Annotated in this window: 13 protein-coding genes and 1 pseudogene; 6 read left to right on the top strand and 8 right to left on the bottom strand. The window is 59.0% G+C overall.

From position 1 onward, the window contains the following. Window positions 1-553 precede the first annotated feature (553 nt). A complete protein-coding gene (locus ACR64R_RS28555) occupies window positions 554-1699 on the top strand; it encodes an extracellular catalytic domain type 1 short-chain-length polyhydroxyalkanoate depolymerase (RefSeq protein ID WP_487359556.1) in 1146 nt (381 codons plus the stop codon). Window positions 1700-2164: 465 nt separating this feature from the next. Further along, window positions 2165-2683, top strand: coding sequence for a hypothetical protein (locus ACR64R_RS28560; protein ID WP_487359557.1), 519 nt, complete (start codon window positions 2165-2167; stop codon window positions 2681-2683). A 281-nt stretch (window positions 2684-2964) separates the two neighbouring features. Here ACR64R_RS28560 and ACR64R_RS28565 read toward each other — a convergent pair whose 3' ends face one another. Beyond that, a complete protein-coding gene (locus ACR64R_RS28565) occupies window positions 2965-3153 on the bottom strand; it encodes a DUF3102 domain-containing protein (RefSeq protein ID WP_487362570.1) in 189 nt (62 codons plus the stop codon). A gap of 1184 nt (window positions 3154-4337) precedes the next feature. On the opposite strand from ACR64R_RS28565, the gene ACR64R_RS28570 reads away from it, so the two are divergent. After that, window positions 4338-4604 (top strand): hypothetical protein, encoded by a 267-nt coding sequence (locus ACR64R_RS28570; RefSeq protein ID WP_487359558.1) that lies wholly within the window; start codon window positions 4338-4340, stop codon window positions 4602-4604. Between the two features lie 523 nt (window positions 4605-5127). After that, window positions 5128-5598: a hypothetical protein gene (locus tag ACR64R_RS28575; RefSeq protein ID WP_487359559.1), complete on the top strand. Its 471-nt coding sequence runs from the start codon at window positions 5128-5130 to the stop codon at window positions 5596-5598. Here ACR64R_RS28575 and ACR64R_RS28580 read toward each other — a convergent pair. From ACR64R_RS28580 to ACR64R_RS28600, 5 genes are all read right to left on the bottom strand, one after another. After that, window positions 5584-5805 (bottom strand): hypothetical protein, encoded by a 222-nt coding sequence (locus ACR64R_RS28580; RefSeq protein WP_487359560.1) that lies wholly within the window; start codon window positions 5803-5805, stop codon window positions 5584-5586. The two genes, ACR64R_RS28575 and ACR64R_RS28580, sit on opposite strands and share 15 nt — an antisense overlap. A gap of 12 nt (window positions 5806-5817) precedes the next feature. Continuing rightward, the gene (locus tag ACR64R_RS28585) at window positions 5818-6672 is read right to left on the bottom strand and encodes an ATP-dependent DNA ligase (protein WP_487362571.1); all 855 of its coding nucleotides are present in this window, start codon (window positions 6670-6672) and stop codon (window positions 5818-5820) included. Window positions 6673-7128: 456 nt separating this feature from the next. Further along, window positions 7129-7596, bottom strand: coding sequence for a hypothetical protein (locus ACR64R_RS28590; protein WP_487359561.1), 468 nt, complete (start codon window positions 7594-7596; stop codon window positions 7129-7131). Between the two features lie 352 nt (window positions 7597-7948). Further along, the gene (locus ACR64R_RS28595; RefSeq protein WP_487359562.1) at window positions 7949-9469 is read right to left on the bottom strand and encodes a winged helix-turn-helix domain-containing protein; all 1521 of its coding nucleotides are present in this window, start codon (window positions 9467-9469) and stop codon (window positions 7949-7951) included. A 63-nt stretch (window positions 9470-9532) separates the two neighbouring features. Further along, complete coding sequence (locus tag ACR64R_RS28600) at window positions 9533-9766, bottom strand: hypothetical protein (protein ID WP_487359563.1); 234 nt, start codon at window positions 9764-9766, stop codon at window positions 9533-9535. 610 nt (window positions 9767-10376) lie between these two features. Between ACR64R_RS28600 and ACR64R_RS28605 the strand changes: the two genes are divergently transcribed. Beyond that, window positions 10377-10988 carry a recombinase family protein gene (locus tag ACR64R_RS28605; RefSeq protein WP_487359564.1) on the top strand — a complete coding sequence of 204 codons (612 nt, stop codon included), beginning with the start codon at window positions 10377-10379 and terminating at the stop codon, window positions 10986-10988. Window positions 10989-11087: 99 nt separating this feature from the next. On the opposite strand, the gene ACR64R_RS28610 is transcribed toward ACR64R_RS28605, so the two are convergent. Further along, on the bottom strand, window positions 11088-11315 hold the full coding sequence (locus ACR64R_RS28610) for a hypothetical protein (protein ID WP_487359565.1): 228 nt from the start codon (window positions 11313-11315) through the stop codon (window positions 11088-11090). A 151-nt stretch (window positions 11316-11466) separates the two neighbouring features. Next, window positions 11467-11742, bottom strand: a complete 276-nt coding sequence (locus tag ACR64R_RS28615; protein WP_487359566.1) for a hypothetical protein — start codon at window positions 11740-11742, stop codon at window positions 11467-11469. Between the two features lie 719 nt (window positions 11743-12461). On the opposite strand from ACR64R_RS28615, the pseudogene ACR64R_RS28620 reads away from it, so the two are divergent. Beyond that, window positions 12462-12605 (top strand): annotated as a pseudogene (locus ACR64R_RS28620) (DNA-binding response regulator); the annotation flags it as partial. Window positions 12606-12722: the final 117 nt, after the last annotated feature.

Genomic DNA, 12722 nt, shown 5'->3' on the forward strand with positions numbered 1-12722 from the left:
CCGCTCCATATATGGAATGAGCCCGCATCGTTTTGCCATGTAGCGAATGGCCTTTTCCGTTCGGCGCCGCAGCTAACAGTGAGACAATCAGGCAGCGACCGAACATTTTTTTCCCCACTTACGGCAACTCACTAGATGGAGGAGCCACCAGTTCGTCAAGCCGCTCGCTTCGGGGAGAGCCAGCTTGAGCACTGGCTAGCTGCTGTGCAGAGCCGACGCCGAAAGGGGGCGGAAATGAATCTCAACGAGGCGATCGCTCACCCTTTCCTCGATGAAGAAGGGCGGGCTGCTCACTATGGATATGACCTCGCCCAGTAAACGTCGCACCCGGCTGCGTCCGGCAAGTTGGCTTGCCAATCAATCCAGTTCATCCAGCTAATCTGCCAGATAGCCCTAGGTTGCGGAGCCGGACTGATTGACCGGACTTTTGACCTAAGCCAGCAAACCTCCAGGATTCCCCAGCGTAAGCTTGTCATTGTGCAGTGCAACAACGATGTGGTGGACAAGGCATTGTGCTCCGCTTCCGCCATTCCGGCGGTCCAGGAATATCGATTTGCGCAACATCTCAGACACGATTGCTCGTCTTGCCGCCATGCGAGGACGGACGGGGCTTTTCCCACAACAAGACCACGATACTTTGTCCGATTTGGCGGCCTTCGGATCCAATCCCGGTGCCTTGCGGGCGCGTTTTTATGAGGGTGAGAATCTGCCGCACGGAGCCCCATTGGTGGTTGTACTCCATGGTTGCACGCAGACCGCGGCTGGCTACGATTACGGATCAGGCTGGTCGCGGCTCGCAGCCGAGGAAGGATTTGCGGTGTTGTTCCCGGAGCAGCAGCGCGTCAACAATCCCAATCTCTGCTTCAACTGGTTCGTGCCCGAGGACATCGCCCGCGATCGAGGAGAGGTGCTCTCTATCCGCCAGATGATCGAAGCCATGGTAATAAAACATGGCCTGGACCGACGGCGCATCTTTATCACCGGTCTTTCCGCCGGCGGCGCTATGGCTGCGGCGATGTTGGCGACATACCCGGAGGTATTCGCCGGCGGAGCAATCATGGCAGGCCTTGCGTATGGCAGCGCGTCCACGATCCCGGAAGCCTTCGATCGTATGCGTGGCCATGGAGGCCCCTCCTCATCGGACCTGCAACGGCACCTGGCGGGAGCTTCGCTTCATCAAGGACCATGGCCGAAGATTTCAGTCTGGCAGGGCAGCGCCGACAATACGGTCGCACCCTCCAACGCGGAGGCGATCATAGCGCAGTGGCAAGAGGTTCACGGAGTGAGGGGCAACTCAGCTCGAAAAGAAACAGTCGATGGACAGATGCGGCAGGTATGGTGCGACGCCGATGGCAACGAGGTGATGGAGAAATACATTATTGCCGGCATGGGCCATGGCACGCCGCTGCAGGCGAGCGGTGGCGACGGCCTAGGCAGGGCGGGGCCGTTTATGCTGGATGTCGGAATCTCCTCGACACGCCACGTCTCCCGCTTCTGGGGGCTGACCGAATCGGGCACGCATCGCACGGCGAAAGCCCAGCCAGTCGAAGGCGCCGCGTTGCAACCGTTTGCGCCGAAGGAGAAGCTACGGCCTGTCCGTACCGATCCCGGTCCGGAAGCTGTCGCCGCAAGCAGCCCGAAGGAAGGGATTGCCAAGGCAATCGAGGATGCACTGCGTGCGGCAGGATTGATGCGCTAGCAAGAGCGGGCGAGGTGTCGCCCGCCGCCACGTCATTCCTTGCGGTTGGATGCGGGCTCCTCTCCGTCGACGCTGTTGTCGTTCACCCGCAGAGCGTTGCCTGCAACCTTACGCGACTTTTCGCTTGAGCGCGGCCTTGGCAGCAGATGAGAATTGGTCGAGCTTGTCCGCGCTGTTGTCAAATTCTGATCCCGTAGTGCGACATGTCCAGCTAGCACGCTTTTCTTTTCGCCGCGCAACCTTCTGACGCGAAGCACGTTAGAAGCCGGCTTAATCGCTTAGGATGGGGAGTGCGATGGACAGGATCGGCAACGGCGGTAATGGCTTTGAGGCGTTCATGATTTTCATGATCGGCCTCGCCGCGATCGGCGCCAGCATATCCATCTACGTCACCGGCCTCTAGGACGCCCCGATCTAAACCGTCGCTCGGGTGGGGCGGAAATTGGTCGACTTCAGAAAGCTTACATGCCCAGTCTGCCAGGGCGGCGGCAAGGTATTCGCCTGCAGACGCTGGAAAGCTACGGGCGGAACCTGCTGCCCATCCGGCACCCACCAGAAAGGCTGCCCGGTGTGCACAATCAGGTGCACCTCTTGCGAAGGAACTGGCATCAGAAGGTCGGCGCCGGCAGATTAAGCCGCTGTGAGATGTTGCCGCGCGGGTTCTTACTCGCCGCTGGTTCTACAACGCCGGTTTGCCTCTCGCACCCTGGCGCTTCTCTGTGGCTTGCCGCATGCTGGCGAGATCAAAGAGAGTGGACGCAAGAGACCAACATGGCCCAGATGATCCGATTCGCGATCTTTGCGGTTTCGGCCGCTGCCGCTGGCTTGGCCTTTTTCGCCTTGCATTCTTTCTGGACGTGGACCGCGCCGCTCCTAATCCTCTTCGCCGGCTCCATACTTGCCGAATACGCCTTCAACCGGCTGGCCTCGACCGGAGAAAAGCAGAGGGATCTGGAAGATCGCGTGCGCAATCCACCGACGTAAGCCAACCTAGAACGATCGTGAACTTAGGTTTGCTCGTCCCCTTCGCCCCAATGGCGCCAATGGGTAGGGGAAACATCGACAAGCATTCCAGTGAGCGCGTGCTTCCAGCCCTCAAGCGTTTTCTCGCAGGGGAACACGAGCGGATGCATGCCCTCCTCGTCCAGAACGGCGAGCTCCAGCATCCGGAAAAAGGGCACGGTTAGGATACTCTCCCACATTGAGCGATTATACGCCCAGTTAATGCGCCGGCTTTGATTTTCGTCAGTTTCTAGGCGCGTGCTCTATGCCGCCTGCCGACGATCCTGATACGCCCGCGCTAGCGCCATGCATTGCAGGGCCATCTTGCGGGACAGGCCCGGCTGCTTCTCGACCCACGGCCCGAAATGCCCGTGTGGTAGCGTTAACTTTATGTGCATGAGCCAGCACCCGACCCTGACCTTGAGCTGGGTCGACCAGCGGCCGCTGGGCAGCGTTACAGCGTCGTTGTCGGCCGGCTCGGGCTCCGGTTTGCGACATCAGCGCAAGATACGCCCTGTGAAACGCCTGCTGCCTGTCCAGGGGCAGTTTTTGAGAACTGGCGGACGGTCATGCCGCACCGAAGCCCAGGACCGCAGTATGGCGCTTCTCGCCCCCCGTTGACCGAGGCGCCCGTACTGCCAATCGTTGGGCAGACGATAGATGCCGACGCCCTCGACCTCGATCTCAGTCATGCCGCGCCTCGTGAATCAACGCGCGGATGATGCATAAGTCGGGACTATTAGCAAGGGTGCGGATTGGCAGTCCAGTGGCCTGTGGTCTCGATTACTTCAGCGACATCACTACAGCCCCGTGACCCGGATTGCTCCTGTTGTGGGCGTCAGCATCGGCTTGAGCTTCAGCCCGCGTTGAGCGATTTGGGCCTACCCAGCCGCCACTTATCCCGTCGCCCGGACAATCCCCGCAGTTTGCGTAGTAAGGTTGCGAGCCAGCAACATCCTGTGTGCCATCACCCCCGCCGCCGGGCTCATAGCCTGTACCGTGCTTCCAAGTGTGGGCCATACTGTGTTCGTCAAATGGGTCCACCTTCTTCTCGATTTCGGGCACACCACCAGGCATGGACGTTCTCCCAGGTTTGAGCGATCGGGAAATCCCGACTGAGAAGCATACCACTGAGTTGCATTAGCGATTTGTGAAGTGCTTCACGTGGCTAACCGCCTATAAACGGCAGCAGCTCAGGCTCGCAAAGCGACTACTCCCACGTCGTCCTTATGGATATGTGCCTACTATTTCGGCGAGAGCATATATTTACCCGAGCCGAAGTACCCCGGTTAGGCCCGGCGCTTGCTGGCCGACCCCGTCAGCGATGCTGGGCCGCTCCTCGACCTCCGTCGCTGACTGCGGATGTACCAGCGGCGACGGGAGGTCCTGGACCCTAAGGGCATGGCGTCCAGCCCTTCCGCTGCTCCGGGGTAATCGCGTGATTTGTGAACTGCGATCATCGCGGCCGGCGCCGCGGCACTCGTGGCAATAGATGGTCTTGAGCAGATCCCAATGTAGGCAGTGCTGATCGGGCAGGAGAGGTTCGGCAAGTTAACGCCGTATGTCATTGTGAATGGCGCCGGCCTGTAAAAAGCGTACAATCCACCCGTCGTCCGATCTATAAGGCTACGGACGCTTGAAAGAGTCGATCACGCTTTCGCCCCGCTCGAACGAGGGAAATGCGATGCATCGGACTTTGTGGGGTATTGCCGACCCTGAACAACTGGCTGCATTGGCTCTGCTGCTTGAAGAGTACGCGAAAGAGATGGGCATCTCTGGCGACCAGCAAGAACGCGACCGTCTGGCCGAGTGCATCCTGGTGCTCTTCAACAAAGGCTTTGCGCCTGACGAAATCAGGCGACGCCTCGATCCAGTCAAGCCTCACCCGCGCAACCCTGAATGACGATCTGACGACCCTGGTCGAGGTAACGCCCGTCGCTCGCAACCAAGCAGAAGTCCACGCGTTCATGCTCGTCGAGCAACTCGAGAGTGTTATGAGCAAATTGTCTACGAGCAGTGATCCGACATCCGATATCTGTCCTTACGATGTCGATCTTTTCGCCGAAAAGTACGGCCTCACAAAACGCGCCGCAGCGGTGATCCTGCACTCGAATGGACCCTCGCGTCAGAAGTGCGACAATGCGGCCATAGCGTTCGTGCAAGCGTTGAAAATGCGCGAGTTGAGGGGCAAGTCCCGCGAGTTGAGGGGCAAGCCCCCCGCCTCAAGCATCAGAGCTTAGAGGACACAAAAGCCCACCTCCAACTCGGGAGATATTGGCGACGGGCTCCTGCGATTTCTATGCGGCTACACCCCTGAGGGATCGACCACCTGAAGCTACAATCCGTAGCAGCGTCGTTGGTTGCAGACGAATTGACTTACATTAGAACTAGCTTGACGAAGGCGTTCGCTGCCCCAGAATCCTCCCATGGCGAAGGGCGGCATCAAGGTCGGCGACGAGGTGGCGATCACGGCAACCGTGCGCAAGCGCGTGTCGGAGGACCGGGTGAGCGTGCTGATCCCGTCATACGACCAGCCGCATTCGATCGTCGACACGACGCCTCATATCAGCAGCGGACAGACGATCGAGCTGAGGGGCGAGGTCACGCGGGTGGATGACGGCACGGTGATGGTCGGCGGCACGGATCTCGGGATTGCGGTCAAAGCGAATACCGTGCGGCTGGTGACGAGTCACGGACCGCCGACCCGCCGACCTAAGCCGACGGGTCATCCTCCCTCAAACTTAGTTGTGCGCCCCTTTCCCCGCATGGTCCGCCCGAACCCAGCAAGCCCCGCACCAGGCTTTCCTAATGGAGTTTCAGGTAAAGGGTGTAGCTGGGCGGCAACAGATAGAGGGACCCACTGTGGACGAACGCGATGCCGTTTACGATATGTGTGAGCGGCCCAGAGGTAGCCTTGAGAGTGAAACAAGCTCTTCCTCATCCTCGATGCCGGCCATGAAGTTGGCGAGGATGCGGGACGCCAGAGCCTCACATTGATCGGCAGTCTGGCCGTCAATTTTCAACCTGTCGAACACCCTGGCGAGAAGGTTCAGATCCGCCGGCAGTAAAACCCCGGCTTCGTGTGCTTTTTGACGCATCGGCATTGCGGCACTCCCTCAATCCTCACGATAATCCTTCAGCGAGGCATGACGTAACGTCTCCTCGCCCTTGAGGAACTTCACCCGTCCGACGAGCCCCGGCCGAAGCCATTCGGCCTTCTGCTTTGCCAATCCCTTGGGAGGCGGAGCACCAACTTTGCCCTGCACGCGATCCCAGAGGGCCTGCCGTTTGTCGGCTTTGAAGGTCACGAAGGCGCCGCCCATATAGCGGCCCTTGTCGGCCATCAGCACCATGGCCGGCTTACCCGCTTCGCGCTGCACGCCGATGATGTCCATCTCCTTCTCGACATAGCATTTGATCTTCCGCCAGTTCATGGTCGCGCCGGACCGGTAGACGCTGTCGAGGCGCTTCGAGACGATGCCTTCCAGGTTGGCTTCGCAAGCGAGGTGGTAAACGGCGTCGCCGGTGCCCGGCAAAGCCTCGGAGACCTGAATATGCCCACCGGCCGGGATAAGCGCATGCAGCACCTCCCTGCGGTCCTGGAGGGGCATATCACGCAGGTCGTGGCCGTTTAGGTACAGGAGATCGAAGGCGACTAGGTACAAATCTTGCGGCCGGCGCGTGAAGGCTGAGCGCAAAGAATGGAAGTCGGACAGGCCCTTTTCGTTGAGGACGATCATCTCGCCCTCGATGATGAAGCTGTCGGCCTTGAGGCCTTCGGCTTCCTTGGCGATCGGCTTGTACTTCGCGGACCAGTCTATGCCTGACTTTGTGAAAAGACGAATGTCGTCGTCGTCCTTGATGAGCTGCGTTCTGTAGCCATCGAATTTCATCTCATGGCTCCAGCCAGCGCCCTTCGGCGGCTGGTCGACCAGCTCGGGCTCCATAGGTTGGATGAACTTCAGGCGCACAGGCGCGTTACTCATGCACTCGCTACTCCAGGACCGGACTCAAGCCGTTTGAGGTCGTCCAGTTCCTCGCATTTTAGCGAAAGTTGATGGAAGAACGGGTATGGCGCAAGGCCACACTGTAGGACCGCCAATTGTAGGAAAGTATGCCGGCGGGGATCTCGCTGACGAGCGGCGGCATTTCTACACCTGCCCGACCTGCGGCAAGCCGGTAGATATGCGGGACCTGAGGCAGGTGATGCTTCATGAGACGCTTGGCCACGGCCAGAGGCGAACCGTGTCAAAAGCGGCAAGGCACCGCCGCCGATCCTGAGTGGACCGCTTATCTGCCTTTCACCATTCATTCACGATATTAGCGCAGTCTAACACAAGGTCATGCTTATACAGCGTACATGCTATGACCGAGCACGCTCAAACGAGCTGCACGGCAGTGACCGTGAACCTTCGATCTTAGCAGCGCTAGCACCCTTCGGCCCTTAACGATCTCACCATGCGAACGACAACCGGATCGTATGGCACTTTTTCATCCCGATTATAGTTGATCGTAAACAGCGCGGCACGGTCGGCGCATACTTGGATGGCGCGGACATACCTGATCTGGCCGCCTCTGATCCCCGAATAGCTGGCCCATGTCGGCGTAAGGCGTCTATACGTCAACCTCCAACCGTCTCTTTCGTCCTGCCTCATGCGATGCTCGATTTCGGCTTCAAAGCTGGCTTTGCCTAGCCGAGCGCCCCACACGGCCAGGAACGCCTGCTTTTCGCCTTCGAAAGCCGCACCCTGGTCCGAACGCTGCGATAGCGCAAAGCCGGGTGGAACGTCGAATATGAAGCCAAATTCCTTGACCCCGAAATGCTGCCACGGCCGCGCCTGAACCAAGGCGGTGGAGCACAGAATGCAAACGAAAGCCAAAATCATTCGACGCATCAGCGTTACTCGTCCAAAACGGCTGAGAGCCTCGGCTCTATTTCTTTAAAGCCTCTGGCTGATCGAACGTTCCATTAGCAACCGCTCGACGAGCCCGGTTGCAGCGCCAGACTCGCCTTATGACGAAGGACAACATGAAGGTCGGTGATACAGTCGCCATTAAGGCAGCGCAGTCTGCACAGCCGACATCAATCCAGTCGAAGATCATGGGTTTATGTATTACCGCGATCTGGCTGATACGGAGGACCATGCCATAGGCGCGATGTGGATGGACGCCTCTGCAATGTCTTCGGTCGACCAGGCGAAAATACACAGTCGCCCCGAGAAATCGTAGGCGTATGCCGCCGAGCACTTAAATGTTTGCGTCCCATCCGGCAACCAACAGACCCTGACGCAATTGCTCGCGGTCTTCGGCCCGTTCCATCCGGCATTCATTGACGATCTGCGCGATCGTGAGATCCGGTACCAACGCGTGACCGTGCCTGACGCAAGCGAGTGCTTTGTCGCCGTCGCCCGTAGCGGCGTAGCACACCGCAAGTCGAGCCCATTGCCAGGCGCTCTTGCGAGGAAGGCATGCGAAAGACGCGGCAGCATCCCGGTAACGCCCGGCGATCAGCAAGGCCTCGCCGCGGTCGTAATAATACCAGGGCGGATGAATTGGGTTGAGCTGAACTGCCTTGTCGAGCAGGTCCAGTCCGGCCTTGGCATCACCGCGCAGTGCCCGAAGATAGCCGGTCTGGGCAAGCGTATCGGCGTCGTAGGGATTGAGATCAAGCGCGCGAGTGAAATGCTCCTCGACCGAGTCGTATTCGTCACGCCCGCGATAAAGCAGCGTAAGCGCCAACATGCGGTGGCAGCGCGCTTCGTCGGGGCTGAGGGCGATTGCATGCAACGCCCGGTCGCGCGCCTGGTCAAGCACTCCTCGTGGCGCATCGCCGTAGCCACCGATGATCACATCAGCAAGTGCGAGATAAGCGTGGGCGAGCCCTGCAGTTGGATCGAGTTCGATTGCTTTGACAAAATGGTCCCGTGCCGCTTCGTTGACACCCGCTCCATAGCTGCGGAGCAGTTCCTTACCACGAAGGAAGTGGAGATAAGCATCGACGTTGGCGGTTGGCGGCGCCACCGATCCCCGACGCATGACAGCATTTTCTATGTTGGCGACCAGTGCGGTGGCGATCCTTTGCGCGACCAACGTCTGGAACGCAAAGATTTCACCCTTGGTGAAGCTGAAGCTCTGCCCCCAGGCGCGCCGGCCCGACGTCGTCTCGGAAAGCTCTATGCGGGCGGTATAGTCGGCGCCTCCGCCCTCGACGTAGCCCTCGGCGATATAATCGACCCCTAGACCCTGGGCGGTGGCGCGAAGCTCTGCGCCAGAATTTTGCGCCAATGCGAAAGCGGAATACCGCGCCAACACCGCAACAGTCTTGAAACACGATAGGGCATTGGTGATCTCTTCGACTGCACCGTCGAACAGCGCCTTGCCAACGGTGTCGGCGGCATCGACCCGCAACGGCAGCACGGCCACCATCGGCTCCGCTCTCAAAGCCTCCGCGCATGGCGTCGCAACATTCCCGGTCTCGGGCACCTGGAGCAGGTAGCCGCGGCGAGGCACCGTTCTGATCAGGACCTGTGCTTCATCGCCGATCGATTTGCGAGCGTCGCGGACCGACTGGGTGAGCGAATCCTCGGAGACGACAATCCCCCGCCATACGGCCTCCAGCAATTCTACCTTGCTAAGTACCCGACCGGGATTTCGTGCGAGGTAGGTCAGCAACTCCAAGGTCTTGGGTCGTATCGGCACGATCTCGCCATTGCGCCGGAGAGTGCCCCGCTCAATGTCGAGAACCGCGCTGCCAATCTGTAGCGCCAAGTCCTTGCCCCATAGACGCGCCTGATTGCGCTGCCATCATCGGAGCGGCATCATGGTAGAAAATCAAGCTGGAAACAGTCTCCAGGTTGAAAAGAAGCTGCGAAAGCGCAGTTGCGGCCTTGAACGCTTGAGGGCGGGAGCGCCTGGCTTGCCAATGGACGCTGTCGTCTCGAGGTAGGTCAACATCTCGTTGCTCTCGCCCAGACAGGAGCCCGCGAATCCCGTGGAAAGGAAGCGTAGCAGTTCCTCTCTTGCCAGTTCGGCGGATGGGAACGGTGCTTCTGCCTTGATGTACATAACCAATCTCCGACGGTGTGATTATTGCACCCCTGGGCTGTTGGAATAAGGATGGTCTATCGCGGCCTTCTTGTCCTGAACGGTTGCTGATTTTTTGCTGAAAGTCCGACCGCTTTGATTGCAGTCAGTTGGAATGGCCCAGAGCTTCGGATCCTCCGCTCCAATTGCCGTAGATGTCTTGCCTTCGGCAGACAACAAAAGTCATCGGAACGGAGCACCGACTTATAAGCCCTCGATGGGCAGCGTCATCTCCACGTCCATTTGGGCCTCATCGACCACTGTGAAAGTCATGGAGCTGGTAAAGCGAATCCTGATCACTTGTAGAATGCGATGCCTTGCAGGGGGGTGGGGCCACCAGCAAAACTAAGAAACAACCCCATGCAAAAGACTGCAGATGCATTCCCTCGATGCGGTGCGTGAGGTCGGCAAACCCGAAGCGCCGAAAGGAACAAGACGCGTTCGAACAGCAGAAACACCGCCGGCTCAATCCAAGGTTCTCTAAGGTGTGCCCTTTTCGAACCGGGTCGAGTCTGGTTCGATAAATGCCCTTTGACTAGTCAAAGCGAACCGTTTATTAGTGAACCAGTCAAACCGAACCGGGGCGCACATCATGACATTCGTTCGAGCCTACCTCAGAGCTTCGACAAGGGAGCAGGATGCAGGACGAGCACGGGGTGACCTTGAAGCGTTCTGCCGAGAGCGAGGACTGACTATCGCTGCAACCTACGAGGAGAACGAGAGCGGGGATTCGCTGCGCAGGCCAGAGCTATTCCGGCTGCTCAGGGACAGCAGGCCCGGCGACATCCTGCTCACCGAACAGGTCGACCGCCTGAGCCGCCTCTCGGACAAGGACTGGGACCAGCTCAAGCGCGAGATTAAGGACCGAGAGGTCAAGGTCGTGGCGCTGGACTTGCCGACCTCGCACATGATGCTGAAGACTGAGGATGCCCTCACCGGGCGGATGGTTGACGCGATAAACGGAATGCTGCTCGACATGCTCGCCGCCATCGCCCGCAAGGACTACGACGACCGTCGTCGCAGGCAAGCTCAAGGAATCGCAACGGCGAAGGCCGAGGGGCGCATGAGGGGCCGGCCCGAGGACACTGAACGCAACGACGCCATCATAGCCATGCTTCGGAAGGGACAGAGTTGGAACATCATCCTGAGGGCGACAAACTGCTCACGCTCGACACTCGCAAAGCTCGCCAAGCGCCTCGCATGAACTGGCCGCGAAGACCTACAACGAGCCGCGGAGCAGCTGGCTCGCTAGAGGTGGCCGCCGGGCCCAGCCGACTTGGGGCCTTTTTTCGGGGCAAGCCGATTATGCTTTCGTCGGACCACGCTCATCGTCAGCGGGGGCCTCGGCTCGGCTGGGGTGTTGCCTGGCACCACGTTTTAAACCCTGCGCAGCTTTGATCACGGCCTTGCGGCTGTTGCCGTGTTTTAAGATCAACTCCCAGACCAGGTCCGCAGCCAAACCATTCTCCGAAGCGAAACCTTCGACCTGATGGTCGTGAATAGCATCATGCCAGGCGTTATAGCCGCCCATTTGGTCTCCGCTTTAGGCGCCGCGCGGCAAAGGTATGCGCTGTTGCTAATATAAAGAAAATGCGCGGGCGCGGGCTGATCGGAGACCGATCTTCGGCAGAGAGGGGGTGGGTCGGGTGGGAAGCGACCGCGGCACCGGCTACGCAGGATGTTCATTCGCCGTCATCTTGGTCGTCGTTTCCATCGTCAGGCTGACGGTTCTGCTCCTCAACGTACGCTTGGCAGCCTTCGTTGAAGGATCGGCTATCGGCGTCGCAATCGCGCTCGTCGGTGATGTCGTTCCTTTGCGCCCAATTGTACCCAGCTTGTTGTCCCGAGCAGTTATAAGTGCAATCGTAGCCGTAGAACGTCTCTTGCGCCTTTGCCGGAGCGTCCAGTGAGCCAGCCAGCGTGACGACCCCTGCGGCCACAAGAATTCGGATGTTCATAGGATACTCCTACCAGGTTGGGCACCCGATTATGCTGCGACCTTGGCGAAGATGAGGCTGTCGATGGGTGGGTCGCCGCGGATGAGCGATTCTAGGAAAGAGGGACTGCCAACATGCAGAAGGCATCGCACGACAACCGCCTCGCTTGGTGGAAACTGCCTGCCGTGTGCGACCACTGCTTATTGCGGTGAGGCTTTGATCGCAACTTCGATAGGGCGAATTGGCCAAAACACGTCCGACCGACGAAGACAGTGTGGCGCCTGGCTCAGGGCGCTGACTTCCGGCTCCAGCGGGCTGCGCCAAGCGGGAAAGCGTAAGTCGCTGAACATTTGCTTGCGCTAATATTAAAGTGCCGTAACGTCACCTCCCAGCATCTTGGGGATGCGCAACCGTGGGGAAGTACGATGAGAGTGGTTATAGTTTGTTCGGCACTCATGATCGCTGCAACTGGCGTCGCCGTTGCCAAGGAGAAGAAGGCGGGGGTCAGTGATGCTACGGCCCTATGCTCTACCAAACATTCGAGCAAGAAACCGAAGGTACAGCTTGACTGCAACTTGACCGGAACAGCTAAATTGCCAGACGGAACCAAGCTGGAAAAGCCGCGCCTCGGGTATGACACCAACCCCTGGATTATACCAACCGGCCTTTAAAGCCAGTGGACCTAGCGATCGGCTTACATTGCGGGCGGCCTTCCCTAGACGTGGCGCGTAGGAGCAAGCATGATTAGCGTTATCCGTATCGCTATTGTCGATGATCATCAGCTGTTTCGCGAAGGCGTGACGCGCAGCCTGTTGGAGATCGGAGGCTTCGAGATCGTCGGCGAAGGCGCGACAGCGCAAGATGCCGAACGCATCGCGAGATCGACGAAATGCTCTGACCTTGCTTCCATCGCTCCCAAAGCTCGGCCTTCTGCGCTGACGTAAACCAGATCCGTGACGTCACCATGCAACACCTCCTCATCCTCTCAGATTAAGAGTGTT

The sequence above is a fragment of the Mesorhizobium sp. MC2-1-1 genome (genome assembly GCF_057597255.1).